A 24,132-nucleotide genomic window follows, 5' to 3' on the forward strand; every position below is an offset into this window, starting at 1 on the left:
GCGACGTTTATTTGGGCTCAGGTGCGGAGCCTGGGGCCGCGCTCTGGAACCCCGTGAGCACGCCGTAGACCGCCCAAATGGCCATCGGTCGCAGGTAGTGGCAGGCCCGGAAAGTCCCCACGGCGGTGATCGCCTCGGGGGTGCGGAACTGGAGGCCGTGCTCGTAGATCTGCTCCACGACGGCCTGGGTCAGCCGGAAGCCTTCGTCCCGCAGACCCATCTGCACCAGAAACGCCGCAATGCCGAAGTTGATGCCGGTCCAGACCTCCAGCGGGTGGGTGGCCTTGGGGTTCTCGGGAGAGCCGTCGGGCTTGACGCCGTTGGCCGCCCCAAATTTCCCGTCGTGGAAGCGTAAGAAGCACGAATCATAAACGGTCTTCAGGGCAGACAGGGCGCGATCGCTCGCCACCACATCCGGCAAGTCCAGCAGGCGGGCGTAGAACTGGCCGCAGAGCTGGTCCGCCATGACCACTTCGGAGCCGCTGCCGCTGTCGAGGCGGTAATAGCGCCCGTTCCAGAGGGCGTCGTCGTAGACGGCGCGGGACTGGGCCAGCCAGGTGCGATAGGTGCTCAGGTGATGGGCGATCGCCCCTTGGCTCAGCTCAGGATGATCGCTAACCGGGTGCTGCTGAAGTCGCTCTCCCAGGGCGATCGCCGCCTCCAGGGCCGCAATCCACAGGCCGCCGCAGTAGGCGCTCACCCCCTGCAAGCGCCAGTCATCAAAGGTCTGGTCAGGCGCGCCGGAGTTCTCGGGAATGCCGTCCCCGTCTTGGTCAAAGGCCTTGAGGTAGGCCAGGGCGCGCGTCACGGCGGGCCAGCACTCAGCGATGAAGGCGTCGTCCGTCGACCCTGTCAGCCGGAAATCTCGGTACACCTGCAAGACAAAATCGCTGCCCAGATCCTTCCACAGGTTGCAGTCCTGGTAGCTGGTGTAGTTGGTCTTCTCCCAGGGGTGCTCGTTGGGCGCGCCGAGGTCGTGGGGCGTGGCGTCGAGGGCCTTGCGCAGGGCCAGGGGGCTCTCGGTCCCCTGAGTGTAGTAGTAGCCAATCACGCGCTGGCGATCGTCGGCGGTGGGAATGGCGCGGGCAAAGGCGCGCATCACCGACTTCTCCAGCTCTGGCCACAGCATTAGCAGGCCAAAGGAGCCGTAGAGCCGCACGTCCAGGCTCTCGTACCAACGGTAGTCGATGCACTCGAGAACGGCAAACTGGCCCACCGGATCGCGATCGCTAGCAGCGCTCCACAGCGTGCCGCCGCTGGTCAGGTCGTACAGCTCATTAAATAGCGCCATCTTGAACCAGTTCGGCAGGTCCGCTCGGTCCAAAATCGGCTGCTGCCAAGCGGCAATGCGGGCCTGCCACGCCGAATACTCTTCGAGGGCGGTGCGGGCGATCGCCCACCCGTTGCGACCGCTGCGGCCAAAAAAGTCGGTGTAGCGGCGATAGGCCGCCGTCCCTGCCGCAAACTCCGTCACTGGGAAGTCCCAGGCTAGGACAAAGGGCACCCGCCGCGTTTCACCCGGCGCCAAAGTGAAGCGCAGGGCGATCGCCCCGCCGATCTGCTCTTCGCCTTGGGCCGGCGTCCCGTCAATCCGGTTCTCCAGAGCCCCCGTCTGGGCAAAGGTGCGCCACAGCTCTCCCCCGTCTCCAGCCGGGTTCCAGCGCGTGTGATAAAAAATCTCCGTCCCTGGCCCCTCGCACTGGGTGGCGATCGCCCACTGACCCTCTCCTTCCTGGGGTTCCTCCGCGCGGCCCGCCCGATCCATCAAGCAGCCGACCCAGGCCCCTTCCGCGATCCACTGATTAAAGTTGCCCTCGCTCTCTCCCAGGCGCGGCTGGTACTCGTAGACCGGGCTGCCGTCGTCGCGGACCTTCACCTCCGGCGACTTCAGCGCATTGGTAAACCAGCCCACCATGTTCTGCCACGTCAGCAAAATGCTCAGCGTCAGCAGCTGATCCGTCGGGTTGTGGGCCGTCCACTCAAACACCGCCACCGGATAGCTGCTCTCTTGATAGTTGTCGGCCCAGATCGGCGAAAACTGCTCACAGGCCAGACGAGCGCGAAACACCCCCTCATAGTCGAAGCGGCTGCGGGGGTACAGGGCCGAATAGGTGCCGGTGGAGCGCTCCGCCATGGAGGCCGGGTACCACTGCCACTGACCGAGGCTCTCCGCTGGGGCCTCACTGCACAGGGCGTAAGCCTGGGAGGTGCCGTCTGCCCCTTGCTCAAAGACGCTGAACTGGCAGGCTGGCATCGACTGAAATACATGCTCGCCGCCGTCGATGTGCCACAGATTGAAGTCGCCCCGGGGCGATCGCCCCAGACACCCCGCCCCAAAGCCTCCCAAGGGCATGCCGTGCCACGGCCCATCGTCCAAATTACTGGCGTAGCGCACCGTATAAGGTCGCTCCCACCCCAAACCCAGCGGGCGTTGCCAAGCAGCAGACGAAACAGCAGCGGATGAAAATTCCATAGCGGCGTTAAAAGCGGCGTCAAAAGGGCACTACAGCGAACTGCGCCCCGAGCCGCCAACAACCAAAAGCCAGCCTCAGGGCGATCGCCAGCTTCCCATTGTGACACCCCAAGTCGCCTCGGCGTTGCTCTCCCGCCGCCCCGCCCAACAACCAAAGCCGACCAAGCTCAGATCAGAAAAGACAGCGTCATCAAACTAATCGCGATCGCCGCCTCAACTTTTGCTTGTTCAGCCAGTTCCTGTTTCTGAAGAAGAAGACTAAATCAATTTTGCATTTCTTAGAGCGCGATCGCTTCCAAAATATCTGCAGCGTGATTTCAGAGATCGCTTGAGTTAAGCGATCTCTTTGAGTCTTGGTTGGCTAGAGATTGGCAACTATTTAAGGAAATAAGCTAGGTTACTATCTTTTGTTCTAAGTCAAGCGAGAAAACTATTTCCTGCTCTCCGGACTCAAGTCTTGTCGCAAGCATTAATGCAACTGAATCAGGATTTATATCAAAGACAACAAAATATTTTGCTTTCATGTTGGGTCTTAAATTTGTTTCATTGGTAATTCCTTGTCGGATAGTAGAAACATAGGCAGACATAGGATGTTCTGAATATCGATTAAGATGTTGATCTATTAGACAAAAGCTTTGACTAGTGAGCTTGTCATTAATCTTTTGATTATTATGAACTGTTATCTCAATAACAACACCCTTACCTGTAATATCAATATGAACGGGCTTTTTGCCGGCTATTGGTATAGAGGCTGCCCAATTTTCATCTCCTACAGCGACGCTTCCTAAATATTCTTTGTCGTAAGAGGCTACTATTTTGGCTTCATACGAAACGCCTGCAACAGCAAAATTCAGATTGTCTATTTCTCGAAATTCATTTGGTGACACTATTTCAATAGAAGACGCCTTCTGTTGAAATTCTTTAATTGCTTCCTTGACAAGACTAGATACTGTTTTTTCGGCTTTCTGATGATTATCCATTTGCAAGCAATAGCAGCCAAGACCTAGTAGCACCAAAGCTGTAAGAAAAATCTTGATTCCACTGTAAACACTAGTAGATGAATTACATGAAGGAAGGGAAATGATTAAGAGAATTCCGCCTACTATGATGAGAGTTTGTCCTGTTTTTAATAATGTCCAATTTTTTAAAAAATTAGATAAAAATTCTAAAGATTCATAACCGTAATCTCTAGGCTTATTATTGTTAGGCTGTTTACGACTTGTTGTTCTAGAAGGCGTTTTGAGAACTTTCTGGGAAGCTGCTGTTCTCGATTTTTTCGAGGCTAGAGAAGATTTTAGAATAACTAATTCTGACTCTAATGAATTTTTGCCTTGATTCTGCTGTATTTTTTGATCAGTATGTTCTGATTGAAGTGGATTTAATTTATCTGATGAATTGTTCCTTAAATCAAAGCTATTGATCCAACTAGGAAATTCCTCGTCTGTTTGCTTTCCGTAGATTTTGACTGTTTGGAATGCAGCACTATCAAGGTTTGTTAAGCCTTTCTGTAAGAAAGCTATTAATGCCTGCTGTTCAGGAGCTTTTTTAGCCTCTAGCACGAGCTGGAGACAACCATCTTTGAGGCTTGCTTTTGCTGTAATACCTTTAGTTCGTAGTGAGCTATTGAGTAATGCTTCAATAGCTTTGACATTGCCTTGCTTAGCACTCTGAACGAGATTAGGTTGGTTGGCAGTCATAGTCAGTAGCCTCTCAGGTAATTAATTTAATAATTCCCAAGAGGTTAATCAAACTAACAAAGACTATGAACTAGACAAAAATATTGAATAATATACAAATCTGTAACGAAAATTAATTAATCGTTGATTACTATTACTAGCTTTGATGTCACCTTTGAACATGTTTTCTAAGGAGATCAGAAGATGGTTTTTGAATTAAACAAAATTGACGTGAACCAGTAACTTTCAAGTTTCTAGAAAATTAACTACTGAAAATCCAACTGATGACACCAGAATTTTCTGGGTAAGCCACAGCTACTCGTTCGAAGGCTGTGTAAGACGCCTTCAGCAGTCTTTGAAAACTATGGGCGATACTGGATTCGAACCAGTGACCCCTTCCGTGTGAAGGAAGTGCGCTACCACTGTGCTAATCGCCCGCGGGCTATTAGCGTATCACAGTCTTGAGGATTTTCACAACTTTTGGAGCGGGTGGTCAGGCACCCTGGGGGCACTCTTCCCACAGCGAGGTGGTTTGGCGCAGGCTGCAAAATTCGCCGTGGGCCAAAATCAGGTGATCGAGGAGGGGGATATCCAGGAACTGGGCACCTTGCAGGAGCTGGCGAGTGAGGCTGATGTCCTCGGGGCTGGGGGTGAGGCTGCCCGACGGGTGGTTGTGGGCGACGACGACCCGCGAAGCGCCTTGGCGGATGACTTCTCGGAAGATTTCCCGGGGGTGGGCCAGGGTTTCCGTGGCGGTGCCGATGGTAATGACTTGGGTGCTGATGGGACGGTTTTTGATGTCGAGTAGGAGCACGGCAAAGTGCTCTTGGCTCTGCCACATCAGGTCGTGGCTGAGGTAGAGGGCGGCGTCGGCGGGGCTCTCGATGGGTTCGCGATCGAGCGATCGCGCCTGAAAGACTCGCTTGCCGAGCTCAATGGCGGCCAAGATCGTGGTTGCTTTGGCGGGACCAATGCCGTGAATCTGGGTCAGTTCCTGAATATGGATGTCGCGCAGGACGGCCAGCGGGTCGCGCTGATGGTTGCCGAGCTGCTGGAGCAGGTGCTGCCCAAGGCCGACCGCCGACAGCTTGCCGGGACCCTGGCCAGTGCCCAAGAGAATGGCGATCAGCTCAGCGGTGGCGAGGCTTTTGGCACCGTGGCTCATCAGGCGTTCGCGGGGGCGCTCGGTGGTGGGCAGATCGGCAATGCGCAGGCAGTAGGTCATGGACTCGCACCCTCAGACGCTAGGAAGAAGAATTTTCTCTAGTCATCCCATTTATGTGGGCGATCGCAACAATTTTTCTCAGAAGTAAGGAGACGCGCTCCCCCAGCGTCTAGGATGACCTCAGGAGCGCGAACGCGCTGTTGGGTGCGTTGGCCGCTTCGAAATCCAAATTTGTCTGGATTGTGATTGTTGATACGCGAAGAAAGAATGGATAGGTTGGTAGGTCTTTCCCTTGTCAACACCTCCATTGACCGCCAAACTAGACCCAAAGAGATGATGCGATCGCCGTTTTTGCAGATTCCTTGCAGATTGGGTGGTTCGCACGATGAAGCACGTCTACGCCAGTGAGCTATCCCAATGAGTATCGAAAAGATTGTTGAGCAAGCCCTCCAAGATGGCTACCTCACGCCGGCGATGGAAGCGGAGGTAGGGCGAGTGTGCGACACAGCGGCGGAGCTCTCGATTGAGGAATATATGGCGCTAGACCGCCTGATGGGAGCGCTGCTGACCGGCGAAGTGGTCGCGGTGCCCCGCAAGCAGTTCATTAATGTGATGGAAGAGCTAGTGCTGACGGAGGCGATCGCCCGCGTGGCCGAAATCGAAGCCACCAGCGAGCGCACCCTCGATCTTGGGGATATTGCGGCCTACGCCCTCAATCGGCTACCGCCCCTCTACGCCACCACGGAGGAAGGGGCCGCCTACCAGCGCCAGCGCGCCAAGGAAGATTTGCAGGAGCTGATCGCCCAGCGCGTGAGCGAGGCGATCGCCCAAAACCTCAACCAGCCCGAATTTTTCCCCGAGCGCCAGGTCATCAACAAAGGCGCTGGCAGCGATGTGCTCGGCCAGGTGAGCGCGCTGCTCAAGGCCTACGCGCCCGGATTTGAGCAGCCTGGCGGCAGCTCTATTAGCTTCTAAGGCGCTCTAGCGTCTCAACGCCCTAGGGCTGGACCACAACCGGCGTTCCCGGCTCAACTTCCCGAAACATCTGCTCGATATCCTGATTGCGCATCCGGACGCACCCGTGGGACACCGCCTGACCGATCAAGGCCTCCTCATTGGTGCCGTGGAAGCCGATTTGGTTGTGGCCGTCGCTCCAAAAGCCAATCCAGCGAGATCCCAGGGGATTGTCGGGGCCGGTGACATTTTCGCCGGTGATGGGATGCTGCCAGACGGGATTCTCGAAGGTTTCGGTGACATGAAAAGTGCCGCTGGGGGTTTCCCAGCCCGCTTGGCCGATGGCGATCGGGTAGCGATCGCGCACTTTTCCGTCGCGGTACACCGTGACCTGGCGATCGCTCAGGTCCACCACTAGCTTGGTGTTGCGCTGGGGAACCGGCGGGGGAGCCGGAGTCGCTTCTGGGGGGCGATCGCTCTGCCATGGCTTGGCCCACGCTGGCAGCGTCACCCACGACCCCAGAGACGGCTTCGGGTCAGGAGCCGGTGCCATCAAAATCAACGCCTCACTAGCGCTATCCTGCCGAAAAACAGCAGAACTGGCTGCTGACTCGGCCGATCGCTGAATTTGCCACTGCAAAACCAGCAAAACCGCTGCCGTCGCAAAGCTCAGCAGCATCACACTTTGCTTGAGCGGATGGTCGGCCCTGATTCGGCTGCGTCCAAACTCCCTCTGCATCACTATTCTTCGAACCACTATTCCAGTATTGCCTGAGAGCCCCTATCCGACCTTCAAAATGCTGTGCTCAGTCAATGCCCCTTGATTTTTAGGGGCTCAGCAGCCAAAGTCGGGTTGCTTTGGGCAACAAAAGTTTACAAAAATATTTTGCTGAAAGTTCCCCTCTAAATAGCTCGAAATCTCCTAGGCGATCGCCCTTTTAACTCTAATCTAAGGTCGAAATCGTCCAAAATTGCTCATTTTTAACTCTTTATACTTTGGCTGAACTCTAAAATTAACCTACATACTCGATGATCATTTTTGAGTGTTATTGGGCACTCTATCTCTAGATAACTTGCTGAGATAATGGCAACTTTCGGAAATTCCTGAAAGCGCCTGTGATTCCTATTCAGTAAGGATACTGAGTCGGCACGAATGCCAAATTCATAAAAAAAGGAAGGAGGGGCTAGCGATGTCTGAAAAGTTACTATTGGCCGCGATTGCCACTCTTTCTATCTACCTATCCTCCACGCCAGGGTACCCCTCGAGCGTGCCAGCATCCCTCTCCTTTCGGGTGGCCTCTGCTCTCCAGGCGCCCCTGCGGCTTCCTCGCGATGTGAACCTGCCGACGCGCCATCCCTAGGCGATCGCGGGTAACCTCCGGTTGGGTGAAGCCTTGGGGGGCCTCAAGCTTCTACACTAAAGTCTGCAACCCACGTGCCCAGTCTCTGCGTCTATCCCTGGCTACTGCCGAAACCAAGCTTCCAGAGATACAATCTTCACGTTCTAGTCGCGACCGGTTGCGTGTCTTCCGTCTTGTGCCCAGTTCCTTCAGGTACTGCCTGTGGGCGCCTCTACTGAGAATCTGCACTTTCGATGCCCCTTCGCGCCCAACAGTACGGGGAACATTCCTGAAACTGAAGGTGTCTAGAAGGAGAGAATGTAGTAGAGCCGATTCTCCCAATGAGTCACTCGCTTTCTGTATCCTGGTCAGCGGCTGAGGCTGCAGTTCCTCCAGTATCCGTGCCACCCGAGAAACTCTCTAACTACGACCTGGTTCTGCTTTGCCAGGCTGGCCTTCGCCCCGAGAAGGCAGCCTTCGCGGAGCTATTGCGCCGCTACCAGTCCCACGTCGACAAGGTTTTGTACCACTTGGCTCCGGACTGGCAAGACCGGGCTGACCTGGCTCAGGAAGTTTGGATTCGGGTCTATCGCAACATCAAGCGACTCAACGAACCCGTCAAGTTTCGGGGTTGGCTGAGCCGCATCGCGACCAATCTCTTTTACGACGAACTCCGCAAGCGCAAGCGCAACAGTACGCCGATTTCCCTCGATACGCCCCGCCTCCTCGAAGATGGCGAGATGGACTGGGAGATCGCGTCGGATGAGCCAGGGCCTGATGAGGACCTGACCACGCGGGAGTTCTACGATCAGCTCCGAGAGGCGATCGCGGATTTGCCCGAGGTCTTCCGCACAACGATCGTCCTTCGGGAAATCGAGGGTATGGCCTATGAGGAAATTGCGGAAATTACAGGTGTCTCCCTCGGCACTGTCAAATCCCGAATTGCCCGCGCTCGCCAGCGCCTGCAGATGCAGCTTCAGACCTATCTGATTGGGGATTAGGGAGCGTTAAGAGAATTTTTTGGGCATAGAAGCTCCTCTGGAAATCGGCAGATTTTTGGTAGATGCGGTTGCGCCCTCAGGGAATTCTCTTATGATCGGGATCAGTCAATGGCAGTCCGTGACTCAGTGTGCTTCCCCTTCTTGATTTCTGAGTGATGCAGAGATGAGTTCTAATTTCAAATCCCATCATGACCATGAGGGTGCTGCCGGTGATTTTGGCTCGCACAATGGTCTGGGTGGCAATCAGCCCACGGGTGCGTTGAATACTATGAAGCGCGATCGCTTTGAACTTTTGAGTGCCTATCTTGATGGCGAGGTCAGCCCGGCGGAGCGCCGCCAGGTTGAGTCTTGGCTGGCGACCGATCCTGTGGTGCAGAAGCTCTACGATCGTCTGCTGCGCCTGCGTCAGGGTATGACGACTTTGCCGATTCCACCTTCGCCTCAACCGGTGGAAGAGACGGTGCAAGCGGTGCTGGCACGAGTCGATCGTCGCCCGCGAAACTTGCTGTTCTTGGGTGGAACGGCGATCGCGGCGCTGTTTATCGGCGCTGTGTCATCGGTGATGCCGAGTGACACGCCGCTGCTGCCTCAGCTGGCGCGCTCGAACCAGCCTGCCCAAACGGCTGAGCCGCTGATGATTGCCCTCGACCATCCTGTAATCGAGATTCCGAAGGCCGCTGTCTCTACGCCGGATCAGCAGCCTGAGTCTCGCGATTCTCGCGACTGGCAGAGCCCCATAGAGTAGCGGTTCCAGTGGCTGCCCCTTGAGCAAGCGATCGCTCACAGGCGATCGCTAAGGCCTTGCCTAAAGCTGCGGCGGTGCGGCGCTCACGCGATCGCTTGCCCAGACTCCCTCAGGTAGATGAATGCCCTGAAACAGGCGAATTTTGGCCGGGGACATCTGATAGGTCCAAACCGTCCCGAGGGATCGCCCTGCCATGTCTGTTACTTCAATTTGGCAGCGCTGATACTCGTTGTCTGCGGGTTCGCGCTGCGGATCGTAGTCTTCGAGGCGATCGAGCTCTTCTAGGATGCGGCGATCGCCGAAGCTGAGCACCACCCCATACACAGGCTCATTCCCGGCGCTCATGCCGGGGTACCCCAGACATAAATGAAACAGCTGGCCGCGGGCGATCGCGGGGACTGCTGCAAGGACTTTGCCTTCGCAGTAGCGGCGGTAGTTGCTCTCGCCTGGTTTGAGCGTGCCGTAGACAAAAACGCGCAGCACAGCCTCGGAAGACGCGGCCGAAGAGAGCCCCGACAGGGGACTGCTTGATCCGAGATTCGCTGAGGGTTTCATAGGGTCTGTGGGCCGCTAATAGGTATCGCTTTCTGGTGTACCAGATAGGTTGAGAAGCGATCGGTTCAGCAGGAACCCAAAGGGCTCAGAGACTCCTCCTGACAAAATGCGTCCTGTGACAGATGTTGATAAAAGGGCGATCGCCTAAAGTTTGAAACATCAGGAATTGGCTCCGGCAAAAGACTCAAGCCCTCATTTTTGAGTCGTTGAGTTCTTTGACCGTAGTTAGCACAAGATCAATCACTTGATTAAGTCTGCACGCACAGATCGCCTTGAGCATAACGCTTTGGGCGATTTTTTATGTTTAATGTACTCTTGGTTTTTGCTTGCTAAGGGTTGAATTCGTGCTTGATTCTTCCTTGGATCGCTCTATTTAGAAAGTCTCAATAGTCGCAAATGTTTTCTATCCGCTGATGGACAGACAGCCTGCGCAAAATTTGAGACGGTAGGAAAAGATAGTTCAAAAAATCTAAAAGTTAGAAGATTTTAACTTTAACTAAAAATGCGAATTCTAAATCAAGTCAAAACAGCTGGTCTCTTGGGGTTGCTGAGTGGCCTGATTGTTTTAGCAAGCTATTACCTAGTGGGAAATGAGTCTGGCCTGTACCTGGGGCTGGCGATCGCCGCTTTCATGAGTTTTAGCTCCTGGTACTACTCCGACCAAGCCGCCCTCGCCTCCTTTCGAGCGCAGCCCCTAGCGCCTGAGGCATCGCCGGATCTTTATCGCACTATCGAGCGTCTCAGCGATCGCGCCGGGCTGCCCATGCCCAAAGTTTTTGTTGCGCCCCTCGATACCCCCAATGCCTTTGCGACTGGTCGTGACCCCGACCACGCGACGATCGCCGTCACCCAGGGACTCCTCAACTCCCTCAGCTCAGAAGAAATTGAAGCGGTCATTGCCCATGAGCTCACCCACATCCGCAATCGCGACACCTTGATCCAGGCCGTCGCGGGAACATTGGCGGGCGGTATCACCTTCCTGGGCCGCATCTTGACCCTAGGGGCGCTCTACGGACCTTTCTCCGGCCGCCCCGGCCAGCGTGGCAATAATCCCCTCGTCCTGTTTTTCTTGATTATTGGTGCGCCTCTGTCTGCTGGCCTGATTCAGATGGCGATCTCCCGCACGCGAGAGTATGCAGCTGACCTGGGCGCTGTGGGCATCACCGGCGATCCGCTTGCCCTCGCCAGCGCCCTCCAAAAACTTGAAGGCCTCAGCCACAAATTCCCCATGCGGGCCAACCCGGCCATGGTGCCGCTGCTCACGGTCAATCCCTTGTCCAAAAAAGGCCTGATGGCGCTGTTTATGACGCACCCGCCCACCGAGGAGCGCATTCGCCGCCTGCAAGCGCTGGCCCAAGAAAAGCAGCAAGAAACGCAAAATACACCGGCTCTCGCCGCCTAAAACTGGTTCGATGCCGGCAAGGTAGCGCTCTGGCGCAGTGGAGCGGAGTGTCTCAATTAGAATGGGTGAGCAAACCCAATCGTGAGAAGTTCGCAGGAGTTCTGCTCGTGGAGTCCCGATACAATCCCAGCGCCATTGAGGAAAAGTGGCAACAAACCTGGGCTGACCAAGGTCTAGACAAGGCCCCAGAGTCAAGCGACAAGCCCAAGTTTTATGCACTGTCCATGTTTCCCTATCCGTCGGGCAACCTGCACATGGGCCACGTCCGCAACTACACCATTACGGATGTGATCGCCCGCCTCAAGCGGATGCAGGGCCATCGTGTGCTGCATCCGATGGGCTGGGACGCCTTTGGTCTACCGGCAGAAAACGCGGCGATCGATCGAGGGATTCATCCGGCCACCTGGACGTATCAGAATATCGATCAGATGCGCCAGCAGCTCCAGCAGCTGGGACTGTCCTACGACTGGGACCGCGAAGTCGCCACCTGCTCACCCGACTACTACCGCTGGACCCAGTGGATTTTCCTGCAATTCTTCCAGGCGGGACTGGCCTACCAAAAAGAGTCGGCGGTGAACTGGGACCCGATCGACCAGACGGTGTTGGCCAACGAGCAGGTCGACAATGAAGGGCGATCGTGGCGATCGGGGGCCAAGGTCGAGCGCAAACTCCTGCGGCAGTGGTTCTTCAAGATCACGGACTACGCCGAGCAGCTCTTGGCGGATCTCGACACGCTGGACGGCTGGCCCGATCGCGTGAAAACCATGCAGGCTAACTGGATCGGCAAATCGACGGGAGCCACCCTTGAGTTTCCCATTGTTGGTCTGGACGAAAAGATTGCTGTTTTCACGACGCGGCCCGATACGGTGTACGGCGTGACCTACGTGGTGCTGGCGCCGGAGCATCCGCTGACGGCCCAGGTGACCACGCCCGATCGCGCTGCTGCTGTCGAAGCCTTCGTGAAAGAAATTTCCAGCGAGAGTGAAATCGAGCGGACGGCCGAAGACAAGCCCAAGCGCGGCATTTCGACCGGCGGTAAGGCGATCAATCCCTTTACGGGTGAAGAAATTCCCATCTGGATTGCGGACTACGTCCTGTATGAGTATGGGACTGGGGCTGTGATGGGCGTGCCGGCCCACGATGTGCGGGACTTCCAGTTTGCCCAACGCAACCAGCTGCCCATCAAGACAGTGGTCATTCCGGCGGGCGGGGATGCCAGCCAACCCCTCACGGCAGCCTACACCGAGGCTGGGGTGCTGGTGAATTCAGGCACCTTCGACGGGACGCCCTCCACCGAAGGTAAGACTCAGATCGTTGCCTATGCCGAGGAGCAAGGGTTTGGTAAGGCGCGGATTCAGTATCGTCTGCGGGACTGGCTGATTTCGCGGCAGCGCTACTGGGGGGTGCCGATCCCGGTGGTGCACTGCCCGAGCTGCGGCGCGGTGCCGGTGCCAGAGGATCAGCTGCCGGTGCGTCTGCCGGAGAATGTGGAGTTTTCGGGCCGGGGTCCGTCGCCCTTGGCCAAGCTCACTGACTGGATCAATGTGCCGTGCCCGAGCTGCGGAGAACCGGCCCAGCGCGAAACGGACACGATGGACACCTTTATCGATTCGTCGTGGTATTTCCTGCGCTACACCGACGCTCGCAATGAAAACCAGCCCTTTGCCAAAGACAAGGTCAATCGCTGGATGGGGGTCGACCAGTACGTTGGTGGCATTGAGCACGCGATTTTGCACCTGCTGTATTCGCGCTTTTTCACGAAGGTCTTGCGCGATCGCGGTTTGGTCGATGTGGACGAACCCTTCAAGCGGCTGCTGACCCAGGGCATGGTCCAGGCCATGACCTACAAAAACCCCACCACGGGCAAATATATCCCGGCGGCGGAGGTCGACTTCAGCGATCCTCAGGCCCCCAAGGACCCGGCCACGGGCGATCGCCTGGAAGTCTTTTACGAAAAGATGTCGAAGTCGAAGTACAACGGCGTCGATCCCAAGGAAGTGCTGGCCAAGTACGGCGCAGACACCGCCCGGATGTTTATCCTCTTCAAAGCACCGCCGGAGAAGGATCTGGAGTGGGATGATGCGGACGTAGAGGGTCAGTTCCGCTTCTTGAATCGTGTGTGGCGCTTGGTGAGTGAGTTTGCGGCCGCCAACCAAACCCAGCTAGCTGCCGCGGCGATCGCCGCTCAGCTCCAGGGCCAAAACGACAGCCTCACGAAGGCAGACAAGGACTTGCGCCGCGCCATTCACACGGCGATCCAGGCCGTGACTGAGGATCTGGAGGGAGACTACCAGTTCAACACGGCGGTCTCGGAGATGATGAAGCTCAGCAATGCCCTGAGCGATGCCCCGGCCAAGGACACGCCCGTCTATGCCGAAGGCATTCGAGCACTGGTGCTGCTGCTGGCGCCCTTTGCGCCGCACATCGCCGAGGAGCTATGGCACCTCTTGGGCAACCAGGTATCGGTGCACGAGCAGGCTTGGCCCCAGTACGATCCGGCGGCCCTCGTGGCGGACGAAATCACGCTGGTGATCCAAATTTTGGGCAAAACCCGCGGCACTATCCAGGTCCCGGCCCAAGCGGACAAAGCCGCCCTGGAGCAGTACGCCCGCAACTCAGAAGTCGCTCAGCGCTACATCGAAGGCAAGGAAATCAAGAAAGTCATCGTTGTGCCCGGTAAACTCGTCAATTTTGTTGTGAGCTAGACCGGCTTTAATTAGGCTCTAATTCTGGTTTCTTGAATCATTTTGGGTGAGCTTTGGCTCACCCTTTTTTGTGACTTTTCAACTTGCTTTTATCGCTTGTATTTTTTGATGGTTGTCAGGCCCATTTGAGTGCGAAGCCGATTGAGTTCGACGTCTGGGGTGTTCACCGATGCTTTGGGGCTTTTGGGCATTGTTTGGGCCTGAGAAGCTGCCCGAATTCTTTGCTGAACGAGGGTTTCCAGTTGATAGAGATAGGCCGCGCAAATGAGCCACGCACTGCCCGCCACCGAAGCGATCGCGTCCGATGATTCAAGATAGGGGCGATCGCCCACAAAATCGACCTCCATACTGGGCAAAAAGAGCACGAAAACCCCCAAAGAAACCATCGTCGAAAGGGCAGCAACCATCCAGCCATAAAGGCCGTCCCACCAGCTCATCAGGTCTGGCCAGGTTTTCACAGGGTCGCCCATCTCGCCCGATCGCAAAGACGGAAGGTAGCGGGCGATCGCCAAGTGCACCAGGTGATGGCAGAGCGTGATCCACACAATCGGGGACAGCAAAGCCAAAATCCCGAAAAACAGAAAAGGTTCGGGCCGCTCAATCATTTCAGACAGCCGCAATCCAAAAAGACCCGTTGCTCGCATGCAGTAGGTTCCTAGACTAGCCAATAGCAAAATTAGGAGAGCTTGTAGCCACGAACTGGGATAGGGCAGCCAAACCGGCCAGAGCGATCGCTTTTTTGTCATTTTCTGCGCTAAGCACCACTGACTGAATGAAGGGGTTCTAGAGATGCTTTTACAAGATTCCCTGAATTTTTAGTGCGCGAACGAGAAAATGTCAGTTTTTGTGATCACTGGTCTGAAAATTGGCCTAAATCTTGGCCTAAATTTTGGTTGAAGCTTGCCTAAATCTTGCCTAAAAATCCTAGGCGATCGCGCCTTGTCGTGGCGAAATTAGGCGATCGCCCCAAAAAGCCAAATCGCTCAAAACCTTTGATTGAGAAGGTTTTGAGCGATCTAGAAGACCTGATTAAAATGCCAGGAACCGGACTTGAACCGGTGACACGAGGATTTTCAGACAACCCATCAACCGCCCAGAACCACTGCGGCATAAGCATCCTAGCAGCCGCATCGACGGGCTTGCCTAATTTTTGGCCTAAATCCTGGCCCCTATCCCCTGATTTCGCCCCAGAAGTCAGGGGATTTTTGCGTGCCTTGCTGGAACCCCCACAGTACAAACCAACCATAGAAAACTGTTAGGATTGTCCGTTAATTCATTGGATATTCCTATGGCAAAACCAACTCTCACTCAGGTCTTTGGGGCTGGCGCTACCCAGACCAGCACTTCGCTCACTATTCAAAAAGCGGATTTAGCTTCCGTGGGGCTAACGGCTGATGCTACCGATAGTGCCGAGGCCCTCGTGGTCGCGCTGCTTCTGAAATGGAAGGAGCATCTCAACTCCACCAATCGAGATAGCAATCCTGATCAGGTTGTTTATCTAGACGATGGATTCGCGTCCATCGTGACAAGAAATAATCTGGAATACCAGCAGAGAAGCCTCACTTGCTATTTCGAGAAGCAGAACACCAACACGGCTATTGACCCCGACGATTACTAATTCCTGAAAAATGACACAGTACTGTAACGGGGATTCAGAAGCTGAAATTATTGTCGATGCTGGTGATGGATTCCCCCTGAAATTCAAGTCGACGTCACCCCCCGTTACTGTGCTTCAGGAATTGGGGAATATTCGGCTTTCTTGGAGTGGGAAGGTAGGTATCAAAGTGTGGGCTCACCCTGCTTGGGGTGGGCCTTTGCCCGGTACTGAATGGGTATGGGATGGGCCTTTCGCCAGTCCTAAAAATAAGTCGCAGGAAATCATTAATCTCTACGACTTTATTGATATTCCTGAGGGCACTCTCCTGGAATTTCAAGGAATGGCAGATAACGAAATGCGTATCTATGCCAATTCCCAGGAAGTCCTCTACAAAGCTGGTTGGGGCTCTCCCGCCATTACTTCATGGGTGGCAAATGGTAATGCGGTAACCCTGAGATATGAGGGGATAAACGCACCCGGATGGGAGGGGAATCCTTACAACAATCCCGCCGGGATGAGTTTTGCGGTCAGCGCTACTGGCCTTTGCAAAACGACTATCAGTGATGGCAACGGGATTATTTGGGAGAAAACCCTGGGTCAGTGCCCTGAGGTGACGGTGACGTGTGGAGGGTGTTGTAAAAACCAATCAACTTTGCTCTCTATCAGTTCTCAAATTCAATCTAAATTGAGGCAATTGCAATGAGTGATGAATGCTGCAAGCGGCTAGAGAAAGAGCTGAGAGAAATCAGGCGGCTGGTAGAGGCAATTGATACCGACAAGTTTGTCTTAAAGGAGCAGTTCGGTCAGTTCATGAAAGACAACTATGACAAGATTGGTCTTCTTGTTTTAGGGTCTTTCTCTGTCGGGGCAGCAGCACTTACTCTAGAGGACTTGCCTAAGGTGAAAACTCACCTTGAGAAAAATTATGCGTTGACTATGAACGTCAACAAGGTTGATCAGGAGCTAGTTGACGAAAACAGAAGGCTTAAGCGATACGCACAGGAAGAGCTGAATGCTGTAAAAGACAAGCTAAATGGTGTCTTCTATCGGACCGAAGTTCCGGGCCTGGAGACTCGATTAAATACGAAGGCTGGAGAGATCGCTGAAGCAAAGGTTGGGCCGCTGCGAGGGGCAATTAATGTTCTAGAAAATAACGTCGGTGGCCTTAAGGCTGGTCTGCAAGCTCTATTTAAGAATTTTGGTGATTTGCTGGTAAGACTTGGGCCGCTTTTTGACGTGCTGGGCCTTATTGCTAACCTTGCAGACACGATCGCTATTCTTCATATCCTAGGAGGGCGAATTGATGCGGTTGAGCGCGTGGCAGACGCTGCTAGAGCTGATGCTAGCTACGCCATTACATTGGCTACAGGGGCGCTTAATGGCATCAAAAGATTACAGGGGCTAATTGATGGCTTGAGCAGCCAGTTAAAGGTGATGGGAGGGCGTATTGACGCAGCGGCTTTAGAAGCGGCTAACGCCCTTAGAAAGTCATTTGAGGCGCTGGGCCAGAGCGGCAAGGCTATTGCCGATGCTCTCAAAGCTCAACAGGCGGCTGAACTGGCGGCAATTAAGGCGGTGAACGCCGAACGGACCTCACTACAGGCACAAGTAGCAGCAATAGCCGCTGGGCTTGTAGCGAATCGGGCACTAGGTAGCGCCCTCGATGCTGGCACAACTGCCAACCGGGCATTTGGTACAGCCAATCAGGCCATGGGCACAGCGCGCAATGCCCAGCGCACTGCTGACAACGTGGCTCAGGAGATTCCTGGCATCAAGCGCAGTATCAGCAACGTTGAAGGAACGGCGAACGAGGCCAAGCGGATCGCCAATGGCGTGGCCCAAGAGGTGCCGCCACTCCGCAAGCGGATTGCAGATGCGATCGGCCTATCCGAGATAGCCAACTCGCGCGCGACCAATGCGGAACGGCTCGCGCAGCAGGCGCTTCAAAAATCTGGAAAACCTGGGCTGCAAGGACCACCTGGCCGCGATGGCCGACCGGGAACGCCAGGGCGCAACGGCCTGGACGGAAGACCTGGCCGCGATGGCCGACCTGGGCCAGCTGGGCAGCGCGGGCCAGCGGGGAAAGATGGCCGCAATGGGTTGCCTGGTCTGGCTGGACGCAATGGACGTGATGGGAAAGACGCCGTGAATGATCCAACAATCAAGCCGATGATCCAGCAGATTCTCAATCGGCAGACCGGGCACATCGCCGACACCAAGGCATCCCTGGCCTCAGCGCGGGCCGCAGCTGCAAACTCATTCAATGCAGCGAAGGAAGCGATCGCTGCCAATCGGGCCGTGGTAGCGGTTCGTGGCATAGCTACCAACATCCAGACCACCGCGACAAACACCTTCCAGCTATTGCAGCGAGTCGGCAAGTTTCTGCGCCTGGGCCAGGTCATGAACCTGTTGACGATGGTGGCGACTGTTCACAATGCCTACATGCTCAGTAACGCGCTGACACAGACATTTTTCTCGATGATGTCCAACACGCTCGCTGTGTTCGGGTTAAGGGACGAGAACAATCAGCCCATCGATATCACCCAGGAGCTGGGCCAAAACTTCGAGAACTTCTTCGCGGGGATGATTGGCCAAAACAACGTGGACGGCATCAAAGAGACCTGGAAAAAATACAACCGAATCTATCAGGCTGCAGCCAATATCATGTGGAGCATCCAGTCGATTGGATACTCCATCCTTGGTGCGATGGAAATCATTGGCAACTGGATTGCAGCTATCGGAAACGCCCTGAAAAAATTCGGTGTGGTTGGCGAATTGGCGTATCGATGGATGAACCCGCAGGTCAATTTCCAGAATCGCTTTTTCACCATCTTGAACACCACTGAAGAGGTGATCAGCCAGGTCGATGCGGTCGCTGGTGAGACTCTCTCTATTCAGGAGACTGTGACCAATCTAGGGAAGCAGCGGACCGATTTTGATAAGGCAGTAGAGGAAGGGTTGGGGCCTGCAACTCCTGAAAATAAGGCGATCAAGGATGCGGCAGATGCCAGCAAAACCTCATCCGTTACGCCGCCGATCTCCACCGCCGATCTATCTAAGCCAGAGGTTTAAATATGCCGCTACCGGGTGGTTTTGCTCGCTGGGAACACCTGCAATCTGTGGTGATGCAGACCTACAACCGCGATGTCCGGGAGGAATTTTCAGACATCGGGGGAGAGGATTGGGATGAGAACATCACCACATCCAGGGCCTCTCTCCGCGTTGCCTGCACGGTGAGAGACGAGGACTCAGCCCTAGAGGTGCTGACACGGATGATGCTGTTCTACTTCACGGTGGGTAGGGCTCAGGCTCTCCAGACGCCGATCTACGGCATCCCGGCGGAAGAGTACCAGCGCCAGGTGCAGTTCCGGCCTCAGATCATGCTGTTCTTCTCCCAGGATGCTGGCTCAGTGCCTGAGGGGGCCTCGCCCACCTCTGCGGAGATCTCATTTCGCCTCATGAATGAGACGAGCGAGACCATTACCCCGGCGGAAGCGCTGGCTCTGGGGAATCGGGTCAAGACTGTCTTTGGGGCCAGCGGTGGGTATCGCTGGCGAAAGGGACGAGTGAAGGTGAGCTACCGGGATCTTCAGAGAGGCTATCGGCTACTTTTGTGGGCCTACTCGGAATCAGAAGCTCGCGAGGTGATCGGTAAGGTTTTGGATGTCCAAGGCCACCCATTTGATGACGACTTCATGACTATTTCGGAGACGAGAAAGGAGTACTCAACACAGCCAGGAACTCAGTTTATCTACGGGAAAACTCGACGCAAATATATCGAGAAGCCCATCTCCTATGTGAGATTTCGGTATGCAGCTTTGCACATCCATGGAATTCCTCAGGGAATCCCTATCTACGATGCTACTGGCCGATTCCGAACTGCTCTGGTTCGCTAGGAAAATCCCTAAATTTTCCCGGAGACATATATGAATCCGGCTGGAAAAATTGAGCTATTTCCGAGCTATAAGGGAATCATTCTCACGAGTACTTGGATATGGCGATTATTTCAGACCTGACCTGGCAGCAAGTAGCAGATGCCTTGGAAGACCCTACCGCGATCGAGGTGACTGGCACAGCTCCGAATGAGCAGGTCGTTATCAATGTTGGGAAGCTCACCGGGGACGCTATTGGAGCTCTGTCTGATCAGGGTGTCTTGGAGTTCTTCGGCAAGCTGTTCTATGCGTGCTACCAGGCCCAGGTGACGGCAAATACTGCTGTTGCCACGGGTGAGCGGCTAGGGGCCTTCCTGCTGCCGACTACCACTACTCAGGCTGGCGGCTATGTGCAGATTTCGATGCAGGCCCAGCTGCGAGTGCTCGTAGCGGCGAACCTCGACAATGTCACCGGCCCGAATAGCTAGGGCCCTCCCTGGTTTCTAGTTCACCTCTATAGGACTCTTCACGATGGTTAAGAAACTTTGGCAGGTTCAGCGCGAGCTGGAATATGTGCAGGCGCGAGAGGCATACTATGCCAACGCGGCCAATCGCCCCATTAAGGCGACGGTTGATGCGCAGCCGCGCCAGGGCGTGGCCTATCGATCGCTACTGTTGCGGGTTGGTGCAGCGGCTCCTATGCTCGCGCTCCAGGCGTCGACCAAGGCTGTGACTTTCTTCGGTGGGTTGGCGGCGCTGGGGCTTTCAGAGGATGCGCTTGCCTTTGAGTCGGCGCTGAATGCTCCGCGTGGATTTAAAGCCAGCGTCGTAAAAGCCATGACGTCAGATCCCACCCCAGTCCCCGTCCAGGCCTACAACAACACGGGGCGCCGATACATTCGCTACTCCGGGGCTACCGAGGGTGAGTCCCAGGCCCATTACACTGCGCCAATTTCGGCGGGCGCGGCGGATACTGCGCCACTGGTGGACGACCTCAGAACCAAATTTGCCGCGATCAAAGCAGCTAAGTCAGAGCAGCTAGGGGCCTACGGGCGGCTGTATCTGAGGCTGGAACAGTATACGCAGTCGGGGGCGTAGAGATGGCCGCATTTGAGACGCCCATGATTATTACGCCCGATCAGGGCCCCGACGAGTTTGACTTTGAGCTTGATCGGATGCTCCGGCGGGCTGATGCGACGCGGGCGTGGCAAATGGGGCAGATATCTACAGCTGATTGGATGGACGCTATGGATGAACTAGGGGTTGATGTCATCCAGGCGTCCACCGACTGGGCTCAGGGAGTGAACTACATCTGATGCTTGACCAGGTAGTTGCCGATCTGGGTAATCCCAATAAGTTTGAGCTGGTCTATCAGGACTACAAGGAAACCCCGGCCCCCGCGTTCCCACGGCAGGATGTCTGGATGCAGCCGTGGGATTTTCCTTTTTTGTTTGACCGGTTCATCTATGTGATTTGGGCTCAGACCGATCGGCGCAAGGACAACTGGTATCGGGCGGGGTATCTCTATCAGCAGTTGGCGAATCCCATCACGGGGTATGGGGTGATCGAGGCTCAGAAGTTTTGGGTGCCGCTGGAGCGGCCTACGCTGCTGGTGTTCCCGAAGATTGCTCCGCAGTTCCAGATGAAGTTTGCGCCTGCGCCGTGGCTGCTGGATATCAAGGTTTCGCTGTTTGAGTACCGGGGCGAGGAGACGACCCGCGAGGAGGACCTGATCCAGGCGGTGAGGGTGGACTTGGCGCGGATAGAGTTCAAGGTCGACCAGCTATGAGAATCACGGCTCAGGTGGGTGCTCCGGTGCCGCCGCCAGATATTCCGCAGCCGCCGCCAGCGCTGAGCTGGGGGGCTATTGCTCTCGCAGTGGCCTGGATTGCCCCTCGCCTGTGGCGCTACTTCGAGAAGCGAGAGGCCGATGAAGCTGACCTGCTGAAGCTTTTGATTTCGGACCTGCGAGAGAGCAATTCGGCGCTGATTGCTGATGCGAAGGCGGGGCGCGAGCAGCTCCTAGAGCAGATTCAGCTGAAGCAGGAAATCAGGATTGTGAGCGCGATCCTCAAGGATGATGTGCAGCGGGCGCTATCTTCGCAGGCATCGATGTACGCCAATCTCATGGAGCGAGCGGCGCGGCTGGAGAACATGATCGATGCGATGCATCGGAGGCTGGATGATGTGCAAGAAACTATTGCTCGCGGGACTGTGGGTGATGCTGGGGGCGTCGACGGCTCTGGTTCTGTCTAACGCGCGAGCCGAGTATGTGCCCCCGGTGAATCCTCCCCCAAGCTCAACTGGGCCGAGCACTTGCTGACTACCAGGAAATCTGGGGGCTGCCGTCGGTGTAGGTATCGGTTGAGAGGCGATTGAGCTTTGTCCCTTTTGGGACATCGATCAGGGCCTCATAGGTCAAGACGTCGCCGGGGTCCACAGGCTGACTGATCGAGTCAAACTTATAGATCGTTTGTTCCACTTCAAACGGTTTGTTCTTGGTGTCAAAGTAGGTGAAATCGTAAGGGGTAGGAGCATCATCAGATTTCTGGCGTTTTCCTGTTTTGTTGGTGACCTTGATTTGCACCACATGCCAGGTGTCGACCGCCTCATACTCTGAGTAATCATCCTTGTAGACCTGGCCGCCGTCGCGTGACCCTTCGACGACGATCTCCCAGCCGCCGTAGACGATGCGCTTTGGAAAGACTTTTCCTGGCTGGCCAACATAGATTTCTTCTTCGCCAGACTCGGGAGCGGCAACCACGGGGGCGTTGCGGCCCTGGCAGAAGGCAGAGCATCCGGTGGTGAAGACCAGGGCGCTAAGCGCGGCGACGGTTTGGGCTTGAAGCTTCATAATGAGCACCTAGATAGACTTTGACCCCCCGTCCAGACGCTCGGATGGGGGGTCTTTTGTAAGGTGCCCTAGATTTTTGGTTGGCTACCAGGAAAATGTCAGATCTTAATTGCTGGGGATTTTGTGCCCGTTGGACATCAACAGCAGGTAGTAGTAGGCACGTGCTTTTTCGGGCAAGGCGTTAATAATCTGCTGCAAAGCGCTGGACCGAAGGTCGTGATGTCCGTTGCGAAATTTGCTTAGCCGACCCGCATCAATACCGGCTGCCTCTGCGATCGCTGCTGCCTTCAGGTCGAACTGGCTCAGAGTTTCATTTAACGCTTGTCGATGATCCATAGCACCTAGGGGTATATCCCAATAGTGGCCTAGGATTGTGAGTTTTCACAACTGTGATAATTAACGACTCAAGGGATAGAATCCGAGTAGAGTTGTGAAAATCAACATGGATATCGAAGCCTTCATTGAAACTCAAATCATCGAATTGGCAAGGATTACGGGGATTAACCAAGGAAATCTCAGCAAGTTCTTTTCAGGGCAGCTCATGACAGAGCGAACCATCAACAGAATGGCGGATGCTCTTGATATGGAGCCTCACGAGGTTTTGAGAGCCGTTAACTTGCGCCGCAAAAAAACAGATTGTGAAAAATCACAACTTGCGCTAGCTTCGTAGCAGATGTGATTTTTCACAATTCCCATGAAACAAAATCTTACCGCTGACAAAATGACTAGCCGCATCCATGCCCGCATGGTGCTAGCCGATCGCATTCGCAACTACCAGGGCATGATCGCCGCCACCCAGCGGCAGATTGACGAGATTGACCAGGAGATCTGCCGCGAGCTGGCAGACGGAGCCGTCGACGATACCAAGTTCTTCATTCCTGGAGAGGACCAGGTCCACATCTGCACGATTTTCGGTGAGTGGTGGGAGCTGTCCCACCCTGTCGACATCGAATCCGTCCCCTACATTGGCGGCATTCTGCCCGCCCTCTCCATGCCCGCCCTCACAGAAAACGGCTGCACCCGCTAAGGCGCAGCCGTTCATTCGTTTTTGGAACTAAACGATGGAACACCACATTACACAGAACGGCCACCATAGCACCCTAGCCACCCCCTGGGTCCTAGTCCGGCACCTTCGCAACTGCCAGCGGGTTTCCATGGGCCGGTTTCACACCCGGACCCAGGCGACCCGGCTGCAGCAAGCCCTGCAACGGGCCTACCCCTTTGAGATGGAGATCATCTTCGACCCCACGGAGCGATACCAATGATGCTTTTGAAGTACGACAACATGATTTTCAACCTAGAGGCTGTGACCTCTGCCCAGTGGGACGACGACATCCTAATGCTCAGTCTGGGCGGCGACATTATCAGCTTGGTCGACGAGGCCGCCACGCTGACCTGGAAGATTTTGTGCGATCGCGTTTCGGGAGAGCTTCCCCCCACTCCCGAGCAGCCATCGGTCACCGTTGCGGGGATTTCGGCATGACACAACAACTTTCCCCAGCAGAGCTGACTGAAGCAAAGGAGATTTTCGGGATTTTGAGTGAGGCCCTGTGCACGGCGGCCACGCTCCTGGCCCATGTCACCCCGGGCGAGGCTGGTAACTGGGGCCGGTTCCTGCTTCTGTGTGGCGCGGCGGCCCATCGGCAGATCCCCCCTGAGGATCAGGAGGACCGGGCTCATCTCCTAATCGACCAAATCGTGAGGATCCCAGAGGGCATCCCCTCCACAGAGGAGCTCAACGCCATCCTGGCAGAGCTCCAATCACCCACCGAAAACTAGCTTTTTAGGTTTGT

At 55.3% G+C, this 24,132-nt stretch carries 28 protein-coding genes and 1 tRNA gene; 19 read left to right on the top strand and 10 right to left on the bottom strand.

Translation table 11 applies throughout. From position 1 onward, the window contains the following. Positions 1-7 precede the first annotated feature (7 nt). The 4 genes from GEI7407_RS00820 to radC form a co-directional block, all read right to left on the bottom strand. Positions 8-2,473, bottom strand: coding sequence for a GH116 family glycosyl hydrolase (locus tag GEI7407_RS00820; RefSeq protein ID WP_015170232.1), 2,466 nt, complete (start codon positions 2,471-2,473; stop codon positions 8-10). Between the two features lie 392 nt (positions 2,474-2,865). Further along, positions 2,866-4,170 (bottom strand): hypothetical protein, encoded by a 1,305-nt coding sequence (locus GEI7407_RS20850; RefSeq protein ID WP_015170233.1) that lies wholly within the window; start codon positions 4,168-4,170, stop codon positions 2,866-2,868. Positions 4,171-4,514: 344 nt separating this feature from the next. Further along, positions 4,515-4,586, bottom strand: a tRNA-Val gene (locus GEI7407_RS00825). 56 nt (positions 4,587-4,642) lie between these two features. Continuing rightward, a complete protein-coding gene (radC, locus tag GEI7407_RS00830) occupies positions 4,643-5,374 on the bottom strand; it encodes a DNA repair protein RadC (protein WP_015170234.1) in 732 nt (243 codons plus the stop codon). Positions 5,375-5,731: 357 nt separating this feature from the next. On the opposite strand from radC, the gene GEI7407_RS00835 reads away from it, so the two are divergent. Further along, a complete protein-coding gene (locus GEI7407_RS00835; protein ID WP_015170235.1) occupies positions 5,732-6,289 on the top strand; it encodes a late competence development ComFB family protein in 558 nt (185 codons plus the stop codon). 22 nt (positions 6,290-6,311) lie between these two features. Here GEI7407_RS00835 and GEI7407_RS00840 read toward each other — a convergent pair whose 3' ends face one another. Beyond that, a complete protein-coding gene (locus tag GEI7407_RS00840; protein ID WP_051030651.1) occupies positions 6,312-6,947 on the bottom strand; it encodes a L,D-transpeptidase in 636 nt (211 codons plus the stop codon). Between the two features lie 1,002 nt (positions 6,948-7,949). On the opposite strand from GEI7407_RS00840, the gene GEI7407_RS00845 reads away from it, so the two are divergent. Then, positions 7,950-8,609, top strand: coding sequence for a sigma-70 family RNA polymerase sigma factor (locus GEI7407_RS00845; RefSeq protein WP_015170238.1), 660 nt, complete (start codon positions 7,950-7,952; stop codon positions 8,607-8,609). 163 nt (positions 8,610-8,772) lie between these two features. Beyond that, complete coding sequence (locus tag GEI7407_RS00850; RefSeq protein WP_015170239.1) at positions 8,773-9,354, top strand: anti-sigma factor; 582 nt, start codon at positions 8,773-8,775, stop codon at positions 9,352-9,354. A gap of 60 nt (positions 9,355-9,414) precedes the next feature. Here GEI7407_RS00850 and GEI7407_RS00855 read toward each other — a convergent pair whose 3' ends face one another. Continuing rightward, positions 9,415-9,909, bottom strand: coding sequence for a gamma-glutamylcyclotransferase (locus tag GEI7407_RS00855; protein ID WP_015170240.1), 495 nt, complete (start codon positions 9,907-9,909; stop codon positions 9,415-9,417). 502 nt (positions 9,910-10,411) lie between these two features. Between GEI7407_RS00855 and GEI7407_RS00860 the strand changes: the two genes are divergently transcribed. Further along, positions 10,412-11,311 carry a M48 family metalloprotease gene (locus tag GEI7407_RS00860; protein WP_015170241.1) on the top strand — a complete coding sequence of 300 codons (900 nt, stop codon included), beginning with the start codon at positions 10,412-10,414 and terminating at the stop codon, positions 11,309-11,311. Between the two features lie 107 nt (positions 11,312-11,418). Next, positions 11,419-14,016 (top strand): leucine--tRNA ligase, encoded by a 2,598-nt coding sequence (gene leuS, locus GEI7407_RS00865; protein ID WP_015170242.1) that lies wholly within the window; start codon positions 11,419-11,421, stop codon positions 14,014-14,016. 89 nt (positions 14,017-14,105) lie between these two features. On the opposite strand, the gene GEI7407_RS00870 is transcribed toward leuS, so the two are convergent. Both GEI7407_RS00870 and GEI7407_RS20855 read right to left on the bottom strand, forming a co-directional pair. After that, the gene (locus GEI7407_RS00870) at positions 14,106-14,660 is read right to left on the bottom strand and encodes a hypothetical protein (protein ID WP_150109700.1); all 555 of its coding nucleotides are present in this window, start codon (positions 14,658-14,660) and stop codon (positions 14,106-14,108) included. A 260-nt stretch (positions 14,661-14,920) separates the two neighbouring features. After that, on the bottom strand, positions 14,921-15,262 hold the full coding sequence (locus GEI7407_RS20855) for a hypothetical protein (protein ID WP_150109701.1): 342 nt from the start codon (positions 15,260-15,262) through the stop codon (positions 14,921-14,923). A 42-nt stretch (positions 15,263-15,304) separates the two neighbouring features. Here GEI7407_RS20855 and GEI7407_RS00875 point away from each other — a divergent pair, with 42 nt between their 5' ends. The 9 genes from GEI7407_RS00875 to GEI7407_RS00915 all read left to right on the top strand — a co-directional run bounded on the left by GEI7407_RS00875 (position 15,305) and on the right by GEI7407_RS00915 (position 21,741). After that, complete coding sequence (locus tag GEI7407_RS00875) at positions 15,305-15,634, top strand: hypothetical protein (protein WP_015170244.1); 330 nt, start codon at positions 15,305-15,307, stop codon at positions 15,632-15,634. A gap of 10 nt (positions 15,635-15,644) precedes the next feature. Next, positions 15,645-16,316: a hypothetical protein gene (locus GEI7407_RS00880; protein WP_015170245.1), complete on the top strand. Its 672-nt coding sequence runs from the start codon at positions 15,645-15,647 to the stop codon at positions 16,314-16,316. Then, a complete protein-coding gene (locus GEI7407_RS00885) occupies positions 16,313-18,685 on the top strand; it encodes a collagen-like protein (protein WP_015170246.1) in 2,373 nt (790 codons plus the stop codon). The genes GEI7407_RS00880 and GEI7407_RS00885 overlap by 4 nt, the downstream gene beginning before the upstream one ends. Before the next feature lie 2 nt (positions 18,686-18,687). Continuing rightward, complete coding sequence (locus GEI7407_RS00890; protein WP_015170247.1) at positions 18,688-19,509, top strand: hypothetical protein; 822 nt, start codon at positions 18,688-18,690, stop codon at positions 19,507-19,509. 98 nt (positions 19,510-19,607) lie between these two features. Continuing rightward, entirely contained in the window at positions 19,608-19,973 is a 366-nt protein-coding gene (locus GEI7407_RS00895) for a hypothetical protein (protein ID WP_015170248.1), read from the top strand. A gap of 43 nt (positions 19,974-20,016) precedes the next feature. Continuing rightward, the gene (locus tag GEI7407_RS00900; protein WP_015170249.1) at positions 20,017-20,583 is read left to right on the top strand and encodes a hypothetical protein; all 567 of its coding nucleotides are present in this window, start codon (positions 20,017-20,019) and stop codon (positions 20,581-20,583) included. Between the two features lie 2 nt (positions 20,584-20,585). After that, complete coding sequence (locus tag GEI7407_RS00905; protein WP_015170250.1) at positions 20,586-20,801, top strand: hypothetical protein; 216 nt, start codon at positions 20,586-20,588, stop codon at positions 20,799-20,801. Next, positions 20,801-21,274, top strand: coding sequence for a hypothetical protein (locus tag GEI7407_RS00910; protein WP_015170251.1), 474 nt, complete (start codon positions 20,801-20,803; stop codon positions 21,272-21,274). The genes GEI7407_RS00905 and GEI7407_RS00910 overlap by 1 nt, the downstream gene beginning before the upstream one ends. Next, on the top strand, positions 21,271-21,741 hold the full coding sequence (locus GEI7407_RS00915; RefSeq protein WP_015170252.1) for a hypothetical protein: 471 nt from the start codon (positions 21,271-21,273) through the stop codon (positions 21,739-21,741). The genes GEI7407_RS00910 and GEI7407_RS00915 overlap by 4 nt, the downstream gene beginning before the upstream one ends. 67 nt (positions 21,742-21,808) lie before the next feature. On the opposite strand, the gene GEI7407_RS00920 is transcribed toward GEI7407_RS00915, so the two are convergent. Both GEI7407_RS00920 and GEI7407_RS00925 read right to left on the bottom strand, forming a co-directional pair. Further along, positions 21,809-22,339: a hypothetical protein gene (locus tag GEI7407_RS00920; RefSeq protein WP_015170253.1), complete on the bottom strand. Its 531-nt coding sequence runs from the start codon at positions 22,337-22,339 to the stop codon at positions 21,809-21,811. A 105-nt stretch (positions 22,340-22,444) separates the two neighbouring features. Next, positions 22,445-22,675 carry a hypothetical protein gene (locus tag GEI7407_RS00925; protein WP_015170254.1) on the bottom strand — a complete coding sequence of 77 codons (231 nt, stop codon included), beginning with the start codon at positions 22,673-22,675 and terminating at the stop codon, positions 22,445-22,447. Between the two features lie 106 nt (positions 22,676-22,781). Here GEI7407_RS00925 and GEI7407_RS00930 point away from each other — a divergent pair, with 106 nt between their 5' ends. The 5 genes from GEI7407_RS00930 to GEI7407_RS00945 are packed head-to-tail and all read left to right on the top strand — an operon-like array spanning position 22,782 to position 24,118. After that, positions 22,782-23,009 (top strand): helix-turn-helix transcriptional regulator, encoded by a 228-nt coding sequence (locus GEI7407_RS00930; protein WP_015170255.1) that lies wholly within the window; start codon positions 22,782-22,784, stop codon positions 23,007-23,009. 24 nt (positions 23,010-23,033) lie between these two features. After that, the gene (locus tag GEI7407_RS00935) at positions 23,034-23,366 is read left to right on the top strand and encodes a hypothetical protein (protein WP_015170256.1); all 333 of its coding nucleotides are present in this window, start codon (positions 23,034-23,036) and stop codon (positions 23,364-23,366) included. A gap of 34 nt (positions 23,367-23,400) precedes the next feature. Next, positions 23,401-23,604 carry a hypothetical protein gene (locus GEI7407_RS20860; protein ID WP_015170257.1) on the top strand — a complete coding sequence of 68 codons (204 nt, stop codon included), beginning with the start codon at positions 23,401-23,403 and terminating at the stop codon, positions 23,602-23,604. Further along, positions 23,601-23,822: a hypothetical protein gene (locus GEI7407_RS00940; protein ID WP_015170258.1), complete on the top strand. Its 222-nt coding sequence runs from the start codon at positions 23,601-23,603 to the stop codon at positions 23,820-23,822. The genes GEI7407_RS20860 and GEI7407_RS00940 overlap by 4 nt, the downstream gene beginning before the upstream one ends. Further along, positions 23,819-24,118, top strand: a complete 300-nt coding sequence (locus GEI7407_RS00945) for a hypothetical protein (protein WP_015170259.1) — start codon at positions 23,819-23,821, stop codon at positions 24,116-24,118. The genes GEI7407_RS00940 and GEI7407_RS00945 overlap by 4 nt, the downstream gene beginning before the upstream one ends. Positions 24,119-24,132 lie beyond the last annotated feature (14 nt).

The organism is Geitlerinema sp. PCC 7407, assembly GCF_000317045.1.
Classification (GTDB): Bacteria; Cyanobacteriota; Cyanobacteriia; order PCC-7407; family PCC-7407; genus PCC-7407.

What these genes read in the sequence shown, in the direction of transcription:
- GEI7407_RS20850 (WP_015170233.1), bottom strand. Translation starts at nt 4,170, where the DNA reads ATGACTGCCAACCAACCTAATCTCGTTCAGAGTGCTAAGCAAGGCAAT.
- radC (WP_015170234.1), bottom strand. Translation starts at nt 5,374, where the DNA reads ATGACCTACTGCCTGCGCATTGCCGATCTGCCCACCACCGAGCGCCCC.
- GEI7407_RS00850 (WP_015170239.1), top strand. Translation starts at nt 8,773, where the DNA reads ATGAGTTCTAATTTCAAATCCCATCATGACCATGAGGGTGCTGCCGGT.
- GEI7407_RS00835 (WP_015170235.1), top strand. Translation starts at nt 5,732, where the DNA reads ATGAGTATCGAAAAGATTGTTGAGCAAGCCCTCCAAGATGGCTACCTC.
- GEI7407_RS00845 (WP_015170238.1), top strand. Translation starts at nt 7,950, where the DNA reads ATGAGTCACTCGCTTTCTGTATCCTGGTCAGCGGCTGAGGCTGCAGTT.
- GEI7407_RS00935 (WP_015170256.1), top strand. Translation starts at nt 23,034, where the DNA reads ATGAAACAAAATCTTACCGCTGACAAAATGACTAGCCGCATCCATGCC.
- GEI7407_RS00860 (WP_015170241.1), top strand. Translation starts at nt 10,412, where the DNA reads ATGCGAATTCTAAATCAAGTCAAAACAGCTGGTCTCTTGGGGTTGCTG.
- GEI7407_RS00905 (WP_015170250.1), top strand. Translation starts at nt 20,586, where the DNA reads ATGGCCGCATTTGAGACGCCCATGATTATTACGCCCGATCAGGGCCCC.
- GEI7407_RS00925 (WP_015170254.1), bottom strand. Translation starts at nt 22,675, where the DNA reads ATGGATCATCGACAAGCGTTAAATGAAACTCTGAGCCAGTTCGACCTG.
- GEI7407_RS00910 (WP_015170251.1), top strand. Translation starts at nt 20,801, where the DNA reads ATGCTTGACCAGGTAGTTGCCGATCTGGGTAATCCCAATAAGTTTGAG.
- GEI7407_RS00890 (WP_015170247.1), top strand. Translation starts at nt 18,688, where the DNA reads ATGCCGCTACCGGGTGGTTTTGCTCGCTGGGAACACCTGCAATCTGTG.
- GEI7407_RS00900 (WP_015170249.1), top strand. Translation starts at nt 20,017, where the DNA reads ATGGTTAAGAAACTTTGGCAGGTTCAGCGCGAGCTGGAATATGTGCAG.
- GEI7407_RS00880 (WP_015170245.1), top strand. Translation starts at nt 15,645, where the DNA reads ATGACACAGTACTGTAACGGGGATTCAGAAGCTGAAATTATTGTCGAT.
- GEI7407_RS00895 (WP_015170248.1), top strand. Translation starts at nt 19,608, where the DNA reads ATGGCGATTATTTCAGACCTGACCTGGCAGCAAGTAGCAGATGCCTTG.
- GEI7407_RS20855 (WP_150109701.1), bottom strand. Translation starts at nt 15,262, where the DNA reads ATGGTTGGTTTGTACTGTGGGGGTTCCAGCAAGGCACGCAAAAATCCC.
- GEI7407_RS00915 (WP_015170252.1), top strand. Translation starts at nt 21,271, where the DNA reads ATGAGAATCACGGCTCAGGTGGGTGCTCCGGTGCCGCCGCCAGATATT.
- GEI7407_RS00920 (WP_015170253.1), bottom strand. Translation starts at nt 22,339, where the DNA reads ATGAAGCTTCAAGCCCAAACCGTCGCCGCGCTTAGCGCCCTGGTCTTC.
- GEI7407_RS00940 (WP_015170258.1), top strand. Translation starts at nt 23,601, where the DNA reads ATGATGCTTTTGAAGTACGACAACATGATTTTCAACCTAGAGGCTGTG.
- GEI7407_RS00870 (WP_150109700.1), bottom strand. Translation starts at nt 14,660, where the DNA reads ATGCGAGCAACGGGTCTTTTTGGATTGCGGCTGTCTGAAATGATTGAG.
- GEI7407_RS00855 (WP_015170240.1), bottom strand. Translation starts at nt 9,909, where the DNA reads ATGAAACCCTCAGCGAATCTCGGATCAAGCAGTCCCCTGTCGGGGCTC.
- GEI7407_RS00820 (WP_015170232.1), bottom strand. Translation starts at nt 2,473, where the DNA reads ATGGAATTTTCATCCGCTGCTGTTTCGTCTGCTGCTTGGCAACGCCCG.
- GEI7407_RS00840 (WP_051030651.1), bottom strand. Translation starts at nt 6,947, where the DNA reads ATGCTGCTGAGCTTTGCGACGGCAGCGGTTTTGCTGGTTTTGCAGTGG.
- GEI7407_RS00875 (WP_015170244.1), top strand. Translation starts at nt 15,305, where the DNA reads ATGGCAAAACCAACTCTCACTCAGGTCTTTGGGGCTGGCGCTACCCAG.
- GEI7407_RS00945 (WP_015170259.1), top strand. Translation starts at nt 23,819, where the DNA reads ATGACACAACAACTTTCCCCAGCAGAGCTGACTGAAGCAAAGGAGATT.
- GEI7407_RS00885 (WP_015170246.1), top strand. Translation starts at nt 16,313, where the DNA reads ATGAGTGATGAATGCTGCAAGCGGCTAGAGAAAGAGCTGAGAGAAATC.
- GEI7407_RS00930 (WP_015170255.1), top strand. Translation starts at nt 22,782, where the DNA reads ATGGATATCGAAGCCTTCATTGAAACTCAAATCATCGAATTGGCAAGG.
- GEI7407_RS20860 (WP_015170257.1), top strand. Translation starts at nt 23,401, where the DNA reads ATGGAACACCACATTACACAGAACGGCCACCATAGCACCCTAGCCACC.